General features: G+C 65.1%; 13 protein-coding genes. 5 read left to right on the forward strand and 8 right to left on the reverse strand.

Going from position 1 to position 15,607, the window contains the following annotated elements:
• The 8 genes from ubiU to IB255_RS04300 all read right to left on the reverse strand — a co-directional run bounded on the left by ubiU (position 1) and on the right by IB255_RS04300 (position 7,523).
• A complete protein-coding gene (gene ubiU / locus IB255_RS04265) occupies positions 1-996 on the reverse strand; it encodes a ubiquinone anaerobic biosynthesis protein UbiU (RefSeq protein ID WP_081516151.1) in 996 nt (331 codons plus the stop codon).
• A 55-nt stretch (positions 997-1,051) separates the two neighbouring features.
• A complete protein-coding gene (gene glp, locus IB255_RS04270) occupies positions 1,052-2,287 on the reverse strand; it encodes a gephyrin-like molybdotransferase Glp (RefSeq protein ID WP_081516153.1) in 1,236 nt (411 codons plus the stop codon).
• A complete protein-coding gene (gene moaB / locus IB255_RS04275) occupies positions 2,284-2,838 on the reverse strand; it encodes a molybdenum cofactor biosynthesis protein B (protein WP_081516155.1) in 555 nt (184 codons plus the stop codon). Before moaB ends, glp begins: the two co-directional genes overlap by 4 nt.
• Before the next feature lie 123 nt (positions 2,839-2,961).
• Complete coding sequence (locus tag IB255_RS04280; protein WP_081516157.1) at positions 2,962-4,476, reverse strand: C69 family dipeptidase; 1,515 nt, start codon at positions 4,474-4,476, stop codon at positions 2,962-2,964.
• 186 nt (positions 4,477-4,662) lie between these two features.
• On the reverse strand, positions 4,663-5,115 hold the full coding sequence (gene moaE / locus IB255_RS04285) for a molybdopterin synthase catalytic subunit MoaE (protein WP_081516158.1): 453 nt from the start codon (positions 5,113-5,115) through the stop codon (positions 4,663-4,665).
• 4 nt (positions 5,116-5,119) lie between these two features.
• Entirely contained in the window at positions 5,120-5,368 is a 249-nt protein-coding gene (locus IB255_RS04290; RefSeq protein ID WP_045210719.1) for a MoaD/ThiS family protein, read from the reverse strand.
• The gene (moaC, locus tag IB255_RS04295; RefSeq protein WP_081516160.1) at positions 5,365-5,856 is read right to left on the reverse strand and encodes a cyclic pyranopterin monophosphate synthase MoaC; all 492 of its coding nucleotides are present in this window, start codon (positions 5,854-5,856) and stop codon (positions 5,365-5,367) included. Before moaC ends, IB255_RS04290 begins: the two co-directional genes overlap by 4 nt.
• A 275-nt stretch (positions 5,857-6,131) precedes the next feature.
• Positions 6,132-7,523, reverse strand: a complete 1,392-nt coding sequence (locus IB255_RS04300) for a PhoH family protein (RefSeq protein WP_017519020.1) — start codon at positions 7,521-7,523, stop codon at positions 6,132-6,134.
• A gap of 506 nt (positions 7,524-8,029) precedes the next feature.
• On the opposite strand from IB255_RS04300, the gene yaaA reads away from it, so the two are divergent.
• From yaaA to algK, 5 genes are all read left to right on the forward strand, one after another.
• Positions 8,030-8,809, forward strand: coding sequence for a peroxide stress protein YaaA (gene yaaA, locus IB255_RS04305; RefSeq protein WP_081516162.1), 780 nt, complete (start codon positions 8,030-8,032; stop codon positions 8,807-8,809).
• 1,189 nt (positions 8,810-9,998) lie between these two features.
• Positions 9,999-11,309, forward strand: coding sequence for a GDP-mannose 6-dehydrogenase (gene algD, locus IB255_RS04310; protein ID WP_081516164.1), 1,311 nt, complete (start codon positions 9,999-10,001; stop codon positions 11,307-11,309).
• 134 nt (positions 11,310-11,443) lie between these two features.
• Complete coding sequence (gene alg8 / locus IB255_RS04315; protein ID WP_081516166.1) at positions 11,444-12,925, forward strand: mannuronan synthase; 1,482 nt, start codon at positions 11,444-11,446, stop codon at positions 12,923-12,925.
• Positions 12,926-12,958: 33 nt separating this feature from the next.
• Complete coding sequence (locus IB255_RS04320) at positions 12,959-14,131, forward strand: alginate biosynthesis protein Alg44 (RefSeq protein WP_081516168.1); 1,173 nt, start codon at positions 12,959-12,961, stop codon at positions 14,129-14,131.
• A 13-nt stretch (positions 14,132-14,144) separates the two neighbouring features.
• Positions 14,145-15,554: an alginate biosynthesis TPR repeat lipoprotein AlgK gene (gene algK, locus IB255_RS04325; RefSeq protein ID WP_081516170.1), complete on the forward strand. Its 1,410-nt coding sequence runs from the start codon at positions 14,145-14,147 to the stop codon at positions 15,552-15,554.
• The last annotated feature ends 53 nt before the right edge of the window (positions 15,555-15,607 follow it).

Genomic DNA, 15,607 nt, shown 5'->3' on the forward strand with positions numbered 1-15,607 from the left:
TCACTGCCAGGAGCGATGGTAGGCGCCCAGGGTCGTCTGGTGGCCTTCGGAAAGCTTGTCCAGGGCGTCCTGCCACTGCGTCAGCGCGCGGTAGTTCTCGGGTGCGCGCTGCCACGCATCCAGCGCCTGACGCCAGACGCGGGTGACCTGCTCGACATAGGCCGGGCTGCGTTGCCGGCCTTCGATCTTCACTGCCGCCACGCCGATTTCCGCCAGCTGCGGGATCAGGTCGATGGTGTTCAGGCTGGTGGGTTCTTCCAGGGCATGAAAGCGCTCGCCATTGACCACGAAGCGGCCCTTGCACAGGGTCGGGTAGCCTGCCGGCTCATCCGGCGCGTAACGGTCGATCAGCACGTCATTGAGGCGCGAGGTCAGGCCCTCGGGCTCCTCGCTCCAGCGCACCGCCTTGGCCGGCGAACAGACGCCACAGAGGTTGGGCGACTCGCCGGTGACATAGGACGACAGGTGGCAGCGCCCCTCGGCCATGATGCACAGGCTGCCGAAGGCGAAGACTTCGATGGGCACCGGGCTGTTCGCCGCCACCTGGCGCACCTGCGCCAGCGAAAGCACGCGCGGCAGCACGGCGCGGCGGATACCGTAGCGCTCGTGATAGAACGCCAGCGCCGCCACGTTGGTGGCCGAGCCCTGCACCGAGAGGTGCAGCGCGAGCTTCGGATGGCGCCTGGCGGCGTAGCCGAGCACCGCGCAATCGGCGGCGATCAGTGCATCCACGCCGAGATCGGCGGCGTGGTCCACCGCGCGTTGCCAGCGGGCCCAGCCGGCCGCGCCGGGATAGGTGTTGACCGCCACATACATCTGCTTGCCGGCGCTGTGGATAAGCTCCACACCCTGGCGCAGCTGGCGGTCATCGAGGTTGAGGCCGGCAAAGTGCCGGGCGTTGGTGTCATCGCGAAAGCCGACGTAGATCGCGTCGGCGCCCTCGCGCAGGGCCGATTTCAGGGCGGGCAGACTCCCCGCCGGACAGACCAGTTGCATGCTTCCCCCGGGCATTGCGGTGGCCGCCGGCCCCCGCCGGCAGCCGGGAACGGCGTCAGGCGCCGAGTTCGCTGAAAGACAGGAAGGGCAGCGGCTCGCCGGCGTGCAGGGTGCGCCCGGCCTCCACCACCGCCAGGCCATCGGCCCAGCTCGCCGCGCGCAGCATGGCCGAGCCCTGCTGCGGATGCAGGCAGATGCGAGCGACGCCGCTGCTGTCCAGTTCCAGACGCGCACGCAGGTACTGGCGGCGCGAGTTGGCCGTGGGCCAGTCGAACCCCGCCGGCAGCGTCACCGGCAAGGTATCGGCCGAGCTGCGCCCCTGGGCACGCCAGAGGAACGGCCGCGCCACCACCAGTGCAGTCACCAGCGCGGCGGCCGGGTTGCCCGGCAGGCCGATCCACGGCTTGCCGGCGATGCTGCCGAACGCCAGCGGCTTGCCCGGCTGCATCTTCAGCTTCCACAGGTGCAGCTCGCCCAGTTCGCGAATCGCCTGCTTGAGGTAGTCGCGGTCGCCCACCGACACGCCGCCACTGGTAATCAGCACGTCCCATTCGGACGCGGCGAGGCTCAGCGCATCGCGGCTGGCCGCCAGGGTGTCGGCGAGCACGCCGTAGTCGTGGACTTCGATGCCCCACCCGCGCAGCAACGCGCCGACGCTGAAGCGGTTGGCGTTGTAGATCTGCCCCGGAGCCAGGGGCTCACCGGGCTCGCGCAGCTCGTCGCCGCTGCTCAGCAGACAGACACGCAGCGGGCGATAGACGCTGACGCGGTCCAGGCCGACACTGGCGAGCAGGCCGAGGTCCTGGGCGCGCAGTTTCTTCCCGGCACTGAGCAAGGCATCGCCTTCGCACAGCTCTTCACCGCGGCGACGCACATGGCTGCCATGCCCGACCACGGGCACCTGCAACCAGTCACCATCGACCTCACAGTCTTCCTGGGCGATCACGCTGTCCGCCCCCGGCGGCAACGGCGCGCCGGTGAAGATGCGCATGGCCTGGCCAGGTTGCAGTTCGACCTGGGCGGCATCGCCGGCGGCGATGTAGCCGGCGATTCGCAACCGTGCGCCTGCCGGCCCCATGTCGGCGCTGCGCAGGGCGTAGCCGTCCATCGCGCTGTTGTCCCACAGGGGCAGGTCGATAGGTGAGTGGATGTCCTCGGCAAGGATGCGGCCCAGGGCGCTTTCAAGGTCGACGCGCACGGTCGGCGGCGCCAGCGGAACGAAGTCCATCAGCGCGGCGATGGCCTCGTCCACCGGACGCAGACCGGTGCCGGAACAGCCGCAGGCGCTCACGAGCGTGTACCGCAGGCCAGAACCGGGCGCTCGGGCAGGCGCTTGAGATGAGGGACGAAATTGCACGGCTTGGTGCGGCTGTCGAGCTGTTGCAGGAGGATCTTCTCCCAGGCGGTGAGGCAGGCGCCGGTGGAACCGGGCAGGCAGCAGATCAGCGTGCCGTTGGTGATGCCGGCGATGGCGCGGGACTGGATGGTGGAGGTGCCGATTTCCTCGCGGGAAATCTGCCGGAACAGCTCACCGAAGCCATCCACGGTGCGCTCGAGCAACGGAGCGACGGCTTGCGGGGTATTGTCGCGGGCGGTGAAGCCGGTGCCGCCGGTGATCAGGCCGACCTGGACCTTGGGGTCGGCGATCCAGGCCGAAACCACGGCGCGGATCTGGTAGATGTCGTCGATCACCAGCTGGCGTTCGGCGAGGGCATGGCCGGCGCGTTGCAGCGAGGTCACCAGGGCCTGGCCGGAAGTGTCGTTGTGCAGGCTGCGGGTATCGCTGACGGTGAGGACAGCGATCTCCAGCGGCAGGAATTCCGGGGTGCTGAGATGGCTCATGAGGGGCTCTCCGATTCGGAGCAAAAAGGGCTGGCGCCAGCCTGCGCCCCTTCCCTTCTACCGCCCATTCCTCCTAGGAGGTACTGCCCCGGCGCGAGCGGGGCAGTACCTGCCGTCAGCGCACTAGAGGTGCTTGATCTTCTCCAGCTCCTCAGCGCTGTAATTCTGCTCGGTGGACTTGGTCAGGTCGGTGAGGATGTTGGCGCGCAGTACGCCGGCCTGGTCCAGGGCCCACAGCGCGGTGCCGTTGCTGAAGCGTTCGGCGGCGGCGCGGGCGACTTCACCGTCCTTCTGCGCAAGGGTCTTGAGCATGTCGTCCTGCGCCGGTTGCGCAGCGCGCAGGCTGCCTTCCAGACGATCGCGCCAGCCGTGCAGCAGTGGCATGTACTGCTTGTCGTTGGCATGGGCCAGGGAGGTCAGGCTGCGGAAGGTCCACCAGGCCGAGTGTTCGTCGAAGTCGTCGCTGCCCTGCTGGAACACCCGCGGCGTGTTGCGCAGGCTTTCCAGGTAATACGGCAGCAGCAGGCCGTCGCGCACGTTGCCCAGGGACTGCCAGGACAGCACCTGCAAGCCCTTGGGCATCTGCGGACGGACCTGCAGGATGTGCGCCTCGACGTTGCGCTCCATGGCGATTGGCCGCTGCTTCTGGTCACCGGCCGGCTTCTTGCCGTCCAGCGGGGTGCCGGCGTAGTTGTCGATACGCAGGATGGCCGCCACCTGCTCGACGCTGATGGGCTTCTCCGGCTTGGTATAGAAGGGATACTGCTGCTGGCGGATGTCCTGCTTGCGGCCCGGCTCCAGCTTGCTCTGCACCAGCCATTCACGGTCGACGTTGTAGGCGTCGCCGACGATGCCGAAGGCCTTGGCGAAGTTGAATTTCGCCGGGTCGACCTTGTCCAGCAACTGGTGCTTCTCGGCGAACTCGGCGATGCCTGCACTGCTCAGGACATTGGCCTTGTCGTTGAGGTCGGCGTCGTGCACACGCATGCCGTTGGCCATGACCACGTACCCGTCGTCCGGCACGCGCACGGCGATCCAGTGGTGCCCGGAGCCGATCTCGAACAGCCAGGCCTCCTTGTCGTCGGCGATCTGGATACCGTTGGTTTCCCCGGCGCCGAGGGTCTCGACGTACTTGCCCAACAGCTCCACGCCTTCGCGGGCGGTCTTCGCCTGGGGCAGGATCAGGTCCGGCAGAATGGCCTCGATCACCCCGCCCTCGTCCGCCACCAGCGGGTCGGCCTTGGCTGCCTTGTCATTGGGCTCGGTACTGTTGGTGGCGGAGAGGATCACGCCTGCCTCGTTGGCGCCGAACTCACTCCACGGGCCAAGGGCGCCACGCTGATCGCCGTTCCAGTCGCGCATGGCGGTGTAGCGCAGGCCTGCCTTGGGCGCGGGCACGCTGACACCGTTGTCGAAGCTGAGTTTGTCGCCGTCCTTGTAGGTCTGCGGCGGCACCACGACGAAGCGCTTGGCGTGGTTGTTGTAGGTGTAGTCCTCCAGCCGCGCGACCAGCACGGAGCCGTCGGCGGTGGCGTTGCGCCCGGCGATGATGGTGGTGCAGGCCAGCGCGCCCTGGCAGAAGCCGCCCGCCAGCAGGGCGGCGGCGAGGGTCTTGAGCGCAAAGTTGGGCTTGGTCATGGAAATCTCCTCGGCTTGCGATTCGCCGCGCGGCCAAGGCAGGCACGGCGGCGGAGCCAGGAGATGTACAACATGGCGAGGAACGCGTCCTTGGCGTAGCGCAACGACACCTCCCTGGCATCGCCCCTGAGCATAGACAAGCTCCGCGAATGCGCCCCCGCAGGGACGCAGGCGCGACGAAAGGACTCAGCCCTTCCAGCGCTCGGCAGCGGCCTTGTCGCTGCAGCGCCCTTCGACCCAGCGCGGGCCGTCGGTGGTGTCTTCCTTCTTCCAGAACGGCGCGCGGGTCTTCAGGTAGTCCATGACGAAATTGCAGGCGTCGAACGCGGCCTGGCGGTGCGCACTGGCGGCGCCGACGAAGACGATAGGCTCGCCCGGTTCCAGGCGGCCGATGCGGTGGAGGATTTCCAGGCGCAGCAGCGGCCAGCGCTCATTGGCCTCGACTTCGATCTTCGCCAGCGCCTTTTCGGTCATGCCGGCGTAGTGCTCGAGGAACATGCCGCCCACCTCGCGGCCGTCGTTGAAATCACGCACGTAGCCGACGAAGCCGACCACCGCGCCGACGCCGACGTTGGCGGCGTGCATCGCATTGAGTTCGGCGCCCGGATCGAACACCGCCGGCTGGACGCGGATCGCCATGGGCTCAGCCTCCGGTAACGGTGGGGAAGAACGCCACCTCGTCGCCATCGGCGAGGGGCTCGTCCAGGGAGCACAGCTCCTGGTTGCGCGCGCACATCAGGTTCTGCTCGCCGAGCACATCCCAGGCGCCACCGCGCTCCAGCAGCAGGCGCCGCAGGTCGTCCAGGCTGGCCAGGGACTGGCTCCAGTTCAGCTGCTCGCCATCCAGGCCGAGGGCTTCACGGTAGCGGGCGAAGTACTGCACGCGGATCATGGGGTGTCTCCCGCAACGCTTTCTGTAGCAACGTAATGACCGCTCTTGCCGCCGAGCTTCTCCAGCACGCGCACGCTGTCGATGGTCATGCCACGGTCCACGGCCTTGCACATGTCGTAGATGGTCAGCGCGGCGACGCTGGCGGCGGTCAGCGCTTCCATCTCCACACCGGTCTGCCCGGCCAGTTTGCAACGGGCGACGATGTGCACGGTGTCTTCACCCTCGGCGGCCAGCTCGACCTTCACGCTGGTCAGCAGCAACGGGTGGCACAGCGGGATCAGGTCGTGGGTCTTCTTCGCCGCCTGGATACCGGCAATGCGCGCCACGGCGAACACGTCGCCCTTGGGATGGCCGCCGTCCTGGATCAGCTGCAGGGTGGACGGGAGCATGCGCACCCGGGCTTCGGCCACGGCCTCACGGGACGTCACCGCTTTTTCGGTGACATCGACCATGTTGGCGCGGCCCTGGGAATCGAGATGGGTCAGCACGGTGGGAACTCTCCGGTGAATCAGGGGAACAGTGTACTCCCGGTGGACGCGGCCTGCGGAGCGGAGGGCGGCGCGTTGGGGGGAGGATTGTATACAAGAAGAGGTATGAGCGGGATGGTCGCCGGCACCAGCGCTGGGCGGGTTCGCCACCAGGCTCGCTCCTGCGAGGAGCGCAAGCGTCCGGACCTGTAGAACCGAGGGGAACGCCCAGTCCTCGCTCGCGAACAGCCTCGAACAGAAAGAAAAGGCCCGCCGGACGGCGGGCCTTGGTTGCCTTACATGTGGGCTTCGGCGAATTCCGCCAGCACCGAGCGCGGCACCCCTTGCAGGGTCACGTGCACGCCGTGGGGGAAGTCCTTGAAGCGTTCGGTCAGGTAGGTCAGGCCGGAGCTGGTGGCCGACAGGTAGGGGGTATCGATCTGCGCCAGGTTGCCCAGGCAGACCACCTTCGAACCGTTGCCCGCGCGGGTGATGATGGTCTTCATCTGGTGCGGGGTGAGGTTCTGGCACTCGTCGATCAGGATCAGGCTCTGCTGGAAGCTGCGGCCACGGATGTAGTTCAGCGATTTGAACTGCAGCGGTACCTTGCTGAGGATGTAGTCGACGCTGCCATGGGTGCACTCATCATCCGAATGCAGCGCTTCGAGGTTGTCGGTGATCGCGCCGAGCCAGGGCTCCATCTTCTCCGCCTCGGTGCCGGGCAGGAAGCCGATGTCCTCGTCCAGGCCCTGTACGCTGCGGGTGGCGATGATGCGCTTGTAGCGTTTGGTGACCATGGTCTGTTCGATGGCGGCAGCCAGGGCGAGGATGGTCTTGCCCGAGCCAGCGGCGCCGGACAGGTTGACCAGGTGGATGTCCGGGTCCAGCAGCGCGTACAGCGCCAGGGACTGGTACACGTCACGCGGACGCAGGCCCCAGGCTTCCTGGTGCAGCAGCGGTTCCTGGTGCAGGTCGAGGATGGTCAGCTCGTCCTGGTCGATGCCCTTGATCCAGCCGACGAAACCCTGCTCATCGACGATGAACTCGTTGATGTGCACCGCCGGCAGGTTGTCGGTGAGTTGCACGCGGTGCCAGGTGCGACCGCGGTCCTGGCGGGTCTCCACCTTGCTGACGCGGTCCCAGAACGATCCGCTCAGCGAGTGATAACCACGCGACAGCAGGTTGATGTCATCGACCAGCTGGTCGGTGTGGTAATCCTCGGCGAATACCCCGCAGGCACGCGCCTTCAGGCGCATGTTGATGTCCTTGGTGACCAGCACCACGCGCTTGCTGCTATGGCGACTCTTCAGCTCCACCAGCTGGTTGATGATCTTGTTGTCGTTGAGGTGCTCGGGCAGCCAGGTGATCGGCTCGGCGCGCTTGCTCATGAGGATCGACAGGCTGCCGCACGGCCCGCTCTTGCCGCGCTGGATGGGCACACCATCCTCTACCTGCTCGGGCGAGGCCTCGCCCAGCACCGAATCGATCAGGCGGATTGCCTGGCGGCATTCCGCGGCCACGGTGTGTTTTCCGGTCTTGAGCTTGTCCAGTTCCTCCAGCACCGTCATCGGAATCGCGACGTGGTGCTCCTGGAAGTTCAGCAAGGCGTTGGGATCGTGGATCAGGACGTTGGTGTCGAGGACGTACAGGGTGGGCTGGGTGGGGCGGGAGCGTCCGTGGTCATCCATACGCAGGTCACCTCTTGTAGGAGCGTTACGACGGAATGCCTTTACAGCGCTCCGCCGTGCGGTGAGCCACCGGCTCTCGGGTTCCTGGGATCGGCAGGAGTCGAGAGCACTGCATACAAGGGACTGGCCGGGCCGGGGCCGCCACCTGTCTGCAGGGTTCGGCGGTCTACGACTCAACAAATACAGGAAAAAACATGACGATAAAAAGTCTTTTTCCTTCCTACGAAAGTTTTTTTCGTCGTACGACGAAATACCTTGGCGGGGGCTCCGGACAGCGCTAGTTTTAGGAGTCCTACCCCTCGTAACGCCCTCCGCTTTTTTCGCCGGATCAGTCCCTTAGCCCTGCACGCCGCGTCTACCCCGGCACTCGCCGCCGACTGCCACCGCTTCCTCGCCTGCCTATATAGAGGTCGCCTCCGCCACTGGCCCGACGCTAATCGTCCCCATAGGTGGAGCCAACGCCCGCGACTCCTTACAATCGCCGCTCGCTTGTAGGAGACCGCACGATGCTGATGGTGATTTCGCCCGCCAAGACCCTGGACTACGACACCGCACCGGTGACGCAGCGCTTTACCCTGCCCGAGCACCTGGACGACGCCCAGGAGCTGATCGGCATCCTGCGGGAACTGGCCCCGGCGCAGATCGCCGAGCTGATGCACCTGTCGGACAAGCTGGCCGGCCTCAACGCCGCGCGCTTCGGCAGCTGGCACCCGGACTTTACCCCCGCCAACGCCAAGCAGGCACTGCTGGCCTTCAAGGGTGACGTGTATACCGGCATGCAGGCCGAGGATTTTGGCGAAGACGACTTCGATTTCGCCCAGCGCCACCTGCGCATGCTCTCCGGCCTCTACGGCGTACTGCGCCCGCTGGACCTGATGCAGCCCTACCGCCTGGAAATGGGCACCAAGCTGGCCAACGCCCGTGGCAAGGACCTCTATGCCTTCTGGGGCGAGCGCATCAGCGCCTGGCTGAACGAATCCCTGGCCGAGCAGGGCGACGACGTACTGCTGAACCTGGCCTCGAACGAGTACTTCGGCGCGGTGAAACGCAAGGCCCTGAACGCACGGGTGATCGACACCGAGTTCAAGGACCTGAAGAACGGCCAGTACAAGATCATCAGCTTCTACGCCAAGAAGGCCCGCGGGATGATGGCGCGCTACGTGATCAAGGAGCGCCTGACCAACCCCGAGGGCCTGAAGGACTTCAACTACGCGGGCTACGCCTACAGCGCCGAGCACTCCAAGGCCGACCAGCTGGTGTTCCTGCGCGACCACGCCGAAGACTGAAGCGCCTTTTCTGCTGCACCAAACGGGAGCCCTGAGGGCTCCCGTTTTCGTTTCCGCGCAGAACCTGCGGGAACGCCCCATGGGTGCGGTTGCGGGCATGGGCCAGGCGCCCCACTCCTCCTGCCGGGACGTCCGGCGTTGGGCGGTTCGCAAGCAAGCTCGCTCCTACGAAAGCCCCTGCAAGACCGAAGCTGGTGCAACCGCCAGCCCTGCCGACGGTTCGCGGGCGCGGCCCGCTCCTACAGGGGGCGATTAGCCGCACCGCTTCGCCTCTGTTTCACCCCGAAAATAATCGCTGATTCCAAGTGGCCTGTAAGCCATTGACCATGGAACTGCCCGGTCACGGGTGGCGGATCTGTACGTTTCCTGCCCAAAACACCCCCTGAAGACCACACTGGTAAAAGGGGCAAAATGACCGTTCGTCTGCTTCAGGATTAATCGTGAGAAAATTTTTCGACCGCCCGGACCGGTCGGAAGGATGGAAATCGTCCTGATTCGCCCTCTCCGTTGTAATCCATTGGCCATTAACAGCCTTTGGCCATGACATGCATTTCACGATTGCACTTTGCAATAGAGAAAGCTGAACGGCAGCTGAACGAATGTCTTGACGACGATACACGGTCGTTTTTAACGAAAATTTCAATGGAACTTTCCCCGACCTTGCACTTTGCATTGACGAAAATGACCTGTGTTTTGCCATTAGCGCAGCATCAGGTGATATCAATTGGATATTTCACATTCTTTCAGGGACGGGATGGGCGGAAGGAACTAACCGCATTTCGGATAAATCCTATTTGCGCAACGACCATCGTTGGCGAAACAGAAATGCCCCGATGGAAATTGGAGTTTTGCTTCCAAGGTTATTTCGATCAGCTCTTGTCGATTCACCCTTGAAACGCAACCCAATGAAATAACTGAACTTTTCAGATGACGAGGCAATCATCTAACCAGACTGGAGCACGCCAGGCAGACATTGCACCAACTTTGCAATCTGCCTGAAACATAACAGGGCAAACATCCAAAGTTTGCGCCAAGACTGTGCTCGAAAGTTTAGCAATCGATTCCCATGCCTGCCTGGAAGGAAGTACGGAGAACACTTCAACAGTGAACTCCGGGGGTTCTTGCACCCTTTTAAAAATCGCCCTACCGGGCAACTTTAAACAGTTCGACCATTGAAGAGGTGAATGCGATGCGTATCAGCATCTTTGGTCTTGGGTATGTTGGCGCAGTATGTGCCGGCTGCCTGTCCGCACGGGGCCATGAAGTCGTTGGGGTGGATGTGTCCACCACCAAGATCGATCTGATCAACAACGGGAAGTCGCCCATCGTCGAGCCGGGCCTGGAGCCTCTGCTGCAGCAGGGCATCCGCACCGGTCGCCTGTCGGGCACCACCGACTTCAAGAAGGCCGTACTGGACACCGACGTGTCGTTCATCTGCGTCGGCACCCCGAGCAAGAAGAACGGCGACCTGGACCTGGGCTACATCGAGTCCGTCTGCCGCGAGATCGGCTACGCCATCCGCGAGAAGAAAGAGCGCCACACCGTGGTCGTGCGCAGCACCGTGCTGCCGGGCACCGTGAACAACGTGGTGATCCCGATCATCGAGGACTGCTCGGGCAAGAAAGCCGGCGCCGACTTCGGCGTGGGCACCAACCCGGAATTCCTGCGCGAATCCACCGCGATCAAGGACTACGACTTCCCGCCCATGACCGTCATCGGTGAGCTGGACGCCCAGACCGGCGACCTGCTGGAAGAGATCTACCGCGAGCTGGACGCGCCGATCATCCGCAAGACCATCGAGGTCGCCGAGATGATCAAGTACACCTGCAACGTCTGGCACGCCGCCAAGGTCACCTTCGCCAACGAGATCGGCAACATCGCCAAGGCCGTCGGCGTCGACGGCCGCGAAGTGATGGACGTGATCTGCCAGGACCGCAAGCTGAACCTGTCGCGCTACTACATGAAACCCGGCTTCGCCTTCGGCGGCTCCTGCCTGCCCAAGGACGTGCGCGCCCTCACCTACCGCGCCAGCCAGCTGGACATCGAGCACCCGATGCTTGGCTCGATCATGCGCAGCAACCAGCACCAGGTGCAGAAGGCCTTCGACATCATCGCCGCCCACGGCAGCCGCAAGGTCGGCCTGCTCGGCCTGTCGTTCAAGTCCGGCACCGACGACCTGCGCGAAAGCCCGCTGGTGGAACTGGCCGAGATGCTCATCGGCAAGGGCTACGAGCTGCAGATCTTCGACCGCAACGTCGAGTACGCCCGCGTCCATGGCGCGAACAAGGAGTACATCGAATCGAAGATCCCGCATGTCTCCTCGCTGCTGGTCTCGGACCTCGACGCCGTCGTGAAGTCCTCCGACGTCCTGGTCCTGGGCAACGGTGACGAGCTGTTCGTCGATGTGGTGAAGCAGGCGCCCGAAGGCAAGAAGGTCGTCGACCTGATCGGCTTCATGCCGAGCGTCACAGACGAGCGCGCCGAAGGCATCTGCTGGTAAGCGCCATCAGCTCTTCGTAGGAGCGAGCTTGCTCGCGAACGCTCTCCGCCGCACCACCGTGCCAAGCGGGTTCGCGAACAAGTTCGCTCCTACAAGAGCCCCACTTCCCCAGAAGCGACAGACGGATTTCGACGATGGAAACCTACAAACGAATAATCGGTGAGGCCACCGGCTGGCTGGTCTTTCTCGGCCTGCTGATGCTGCTGGCGCTGCTCGTGCCGCCGACCGTATTCGACGCCGAATCCAAGGACTTCCTGCTGCTCATCGGCGCGGTCGGCATCTGGCGCTATTCCATGGGCGGCCTGCACTTCCTGCGCGGCATGCTGTTCCTCTACGTGGTCTACCCGCACTACCGCCGCAGGATGCGCAAGCTCGGCGAAGCGGCAGACCCGTCCCACGTGTACCTGATGGTCACCAGTTTCCGTATCGATGCGCTGACCACCTCGATGGTCTATCGCTCGGTCATCGAAGAAGCCATTGCCTGCGGCTACCCCACCACCGTGGTGTGCTCCATCGTCGAGATGTCCGATGAGGTGCTGATCAAGCAGCAGTGGCAGAAGCTCAACCCGCCGGAGCACGTCGAACTCGACTTCGTGCGCATCCCCGGCACCGGCAAGCGTGACGGCCTGGCCCACGGCTTCCGCGCCATCTCCCGCCACCTGCCGGACGAAGACGCGGTGGTCGCGGTGATCGATGGCGACACCGTGCTGGAGCCCGGCGTGGTACGCAAGACCGTGCCCTGGTTCAAGCTCTTCCCCAACGTCGGCGGCCTGACCACCAACGAATTCTGCGAAGTGCAGGGCAGCTACGTGATGAGCGAGTGGCACAAGCTGCGCTTCGCCCAGCGCCACATCAACATGTGCTCCATGGCCCTGTCCAAGCGCGTGCTGACCATGACCGGGCGCATGTCGGTGTTCCGCGCCGCCGTGGTCACCGACCCGGACTTCATCACCGACGTGGAAAGCGATCACCTGGACCACTGGCGCCTGGGTCGCTTCCAGTTCCTCACCGGTGACGACAAGTCCAGCTGGTACAGCCTGATGCGCCTGGGCTATGACACCTTCTACGTGCCGGACGCGGCGATCAACACGGTCGAGCACCCGCCGGAGAAAAGCTTCATCAAGGCGAGCCGCAAGCTGATGTTCCGCTGGTACGGCAACAACCTGCGGCAGAACTCCCGCGCCCTGGCCCTGGGTCCGCAACGCCTGGGGTGGTTCACCAGCGTGGTGCTGTTCGACCAGCGCCTGTCGATGTGGACCTGCCTGCTCGGTCTGGTCGCCGCGATCATCGCCAGCATCAAGTACAGCATCGCCTTCCTGCTCATCTACCTGCTGTGGATCGGCATCACCCGCTTCGTCCTGACCCTGCTGCTGTCGCTGTCGGGCCACCACATCGGGCCGGCCTATCCCGCGATCCTCTATTACAACCAGATCGTCGGTGCCCTGGTGAAGATCTACGTGTTCTTCCGCCTCGACCAGCAGTCGTGGACCCGCCAGAACACCAAGCTCGACCGCGGCCTGGCCAGCTTCCAGCGCTGGTTCAACACCTGGTCCTCGCGAGCCATGACCTTTTCCGCGGCCAGCGTTTTCGTCGCCGTACTGCTGACCATCGTCTGACCCGACTTCTATCTACGAACAGGACTCGACCTCATGAATACCGCCGTCAACGTCAATGTCGTGCATGAATCCGAAGCCCAGCGCCAGCACGCCCGGGTCAAGCTGCCCGCCCGTATCCGCTACATCGGATCCCACCGCGAAGGCGTCGATGCGCGCCTGCTGGACCTGTCCGCCGGCGGCTTCGCGTTCACTTCCGCCAACAACACCCCGGTGCAGGTCGGCGACCTGCACAAGGGCAAGCTGCTGTTCCAGATCGACAGCATCAGCTTCTCCCTGGAAGTGGAATTCCAGGTGCGCTCCTATGACCGCGAAAGCGCCCGCGTCGGTTGCGAATTCCAGCACCTGAAGCCGCGCGAAATCGCCGCCCTGCGCTACCTGATCACCTCCTACCTGGCCGGTGAAGTGGTGAGCGTGGGCGACATGCTCAACACCCTGCAGCGCGAGAACTTCACCAAGGCCCGCAAGCATGGTGCAGGCTCCGGCGGCATGGGCTTCTTCGGCCGCTTCCGCGCGGTCACCGTGAGCACCGCGATCTTCGTGGTCGGCGTCGGCGCCTTCGCGGTGATCCTCAACCAGATCTACAACCTGTACTTCGTCACCCATGCCGACTCGGGCGTGGTCAGCGTCGCCAATCAGCAGATCACCATGCCCCGCGAGGGCACCGTGGAAAGCCTGGTGGAGCCGGGCGCGGAGGTCGCCAAGGGCGCGCCGATCGCCTCCTTCTCCGCCAACCTGCTGGACCTGCTCAAGGGCAACCTGACCGAGGAACAGCTCAACCCGAGCAACATCGAGAAGCTCTTCGGCCACCAGATGAAGGGCACCCTGACCAGCCCGTGCGACTGCCGCGTGGTCGAGCAGCGCGTCGCCAACGGCCAGTTCGCCAACAAGGGCGACGTGATTTTCACCCTGACCCCGCGCGACAGCCTGGCCACCGTCGAAGCGCGCTTCCCCTACCGCAACGCCGCCGAGCTCTCGCCCGGCACCCACGTGAACTTCCAGGTCGCCGGCGACAGCGAAGTGCGCGGCGGCCGCATCCTGCGCACCGCGCCGGTGGACGGAGACCTGTCCTCGGAAATCCGTGTGCAGATCACTCCCGACCAGCCGCTCGACAGCCAGATGGCTGGCCGCCCGACTGAAGTCAGCATCGGCGGCCTGCCGGGCCGCACCCTGCTGAACAAGGCGATGGCCCTGGCCACCGCCCGCTAAGAGGACCGCCCGCATGAATCGACCTGTCCTGCGACACGCCCCGCACCTCGGCCGACACATTGGATTGGCGCTGGCCATCGCTGCAGCGGCCGGTTGCGCCGGCCTGCCTGACCAGCGCCTGGCCCAGGAGGCCCTGGACCGCGGTGACATCGCCACCGCCCAGGCCAACTTCCAGGCTCTGGCCACCATGGGTTACGCCGACGCACAGGTCGGACTGGCCGACATGCAGGCCGCCACCGGCGACCCCGATGAACAGGCCCGCGCCGAGAAGCTCTACCGCGAAGCAGCCGAGAGCTCCCCGCGCGCCCGCGCCCGCCTGGGCAAATGGCTGGCGGCCAAACCCGGCGGCACCGACGCCGAGCACCGCGAAGCCGAGCAGCTGCTGACCCGCGCCTTCGACGAAGGCGAGGACAGCGCGCTGGTTCCGCTGATCGTCCTCTACCTGCAGTACCCGCAGGCCTGGCCGAACGTGAACCCGCAGCAGCGCATCGACCAGTGGCGCGCCCAGGGTCTGCCGCAGGCGGACCTGGCGCAGATCATCCTGTACCGCACCCAGGGCACCTACGACCAGCACCTCAGCGAAGTCGAGCAGGTCTGCCAGCGCTGGCTGAACCGCATGGACGTGTGCTGGATGGAACTGGCCACCGTGTACCAGAAGCAGGGCAATGCGGATAAGCAGAAGGCCCACCTCGAAGCGCTCAAGGCAGGCTGGAAGGCCGGCCGCGTGCCGTCCGAGCGCGTCGAATCGGTGGCTGGCGTGCTGGCCGATCCGAATATCGGCACCGCCGACCCGCAGGCCGCGCAGGCATTGCTCACCGAGATCGCGCCGACCTACCCGGCCGCCTGGGTCAGCCTCGCCAAGCTGCAGTACGACAACCCCGACCTGGGCGACCTCGACCAGATGCTCGACTACCTGAAGAAAGCCCAGGACGCCGCCCAGCCGCGCGCCGAGCTGCTGCTCGGACGCCTCTACTACGACGGCAAGTGGGCCCCGCAGGAGCCGCAGAAGGCCGAGCAGCACCTGCTCAAGGCCGCCGCCACCGAACCCCAGGCGCACTACTACCTGGGCCAGATCTACCGCCGTGGCTTCCTCGGCCAGGTCTACCCGCAGAAGGCCGTGGACCACCTCATCATCGCCGCCCGCGCCGGCCAGGCCAGCGCCGACATGGCCCTCGCCCAGCTCTATTCGCAGGGTCGCGGCATTCGCCCGAACCTGGTCAACGCCTACGTCTTCGGCGAGCTCGCGCAGCGCCAGCAGGTGCCCACCGCCAGCGACCTGATGGCGCAGATCGAACCGCAGATCCAGCCGGCCGACCGCAGTGCGGCCCAGCAGTTGCTCAAGCGTGAAGAACAGGCTCGCGGCGCCAACTGGCAAGCCACCGTCAGCCTTCTGCAGAACAACCAGGAACAAGAAAATCTATGAAGCGCACCGACCCGATGACCACCCCGCTGTTTGCTCTCGTCGATGGAGTTCAG

This window comes from Pseudomonas sp. PDM22 (assembly GCF_014851965.1).
Lineage (GTDB): Bacteria > Pseudomonadota > Gammaproteobacteria > Pseudomonadales > Pseudomonadaceae > Pseudomonas.

What these genes read in the sequence shown, in the direction of transcription:
- algK (WP_081516170.1), top strand. Translation starts at nt 14,145, where the DNA reads ATGAATCGACCTGTCCTGCGACACGCCCCGCACCTCGGCCGACACATT.
- moaE (WP_081516158.1), bottom strand. Translation starts at nt 5,115, where the DNA reads ATGGCGATCCGCGTCCAGCCGGCGGTGTTCGATCCGGGCGCCGAACTC.
- IB255_RS04290 (WP_045210719.1), bottom strand. Translation starts at nt 5,368, where the DNA reads ATGATCCGCGTGCAGTACTTCGCCCGCTACCGTGAAGCCCTCGGCCTG.
- alg8 (WP_081516166.1), top strand. Translation starts at nt 11,444, where the DNA reads ATGGAAACCTACAAACGAATAATCGGTGAGGCCACCGGCTGGCTGGTC.
- IB255_RS04300 (WP_017519020.1), bottom strand. Translation starts at nt 7,523, where the DNA reads ATGGATGACCACGGACGCTCCCGCCCCACCCAGCCCACCCTGTACGTC.
- IB255_RS04320 (WP_081516168.1), top strand. Translation starts at nt 12,959, where the DNA reads ATGAATACCGCCGTCAACGTCAATGTCGTGCATGAATCCGAAGCCCAG.
- yaaA (WP_081516162.1), top strand. Translation starts at nt 8,030, where the DNA reads ATGCTGATGGTGATTTCGCCCGCCAAGACCCTGGACTACGACACCGCA.
- IB255_RS04280 (WP_081516157.1), bottom strand. Translation starts at nt 4,476, where the DNA reads ATGACCAAGCCCAACTTTGCGCTCAAGACCCTCGCCGCCGCCCTGCTG.
- moaB (WP_081516155.1), bottom strand. Translation starts at nt 2,838, where the DNA reads ATGAGCCATCTCAGCACCCCGGAATTCCTGCCGCTGGAGATCGCTGTC.
- algD (WP_081516164.1), top strand. Translation starts at nt 9,999, where the DNA reads ATGCGTATCAGCATCTTTGGTCTTGGGTATGTTGGCGCAGTATGTGCC.
- ubiU (WP_081516151.1), bottom strand. Translation starts at nt 996, where the DNA reads ATGCAACTGGTCTGTCCGGCGGGGAGTCTGCCCGCCCTGAAATCGGCC.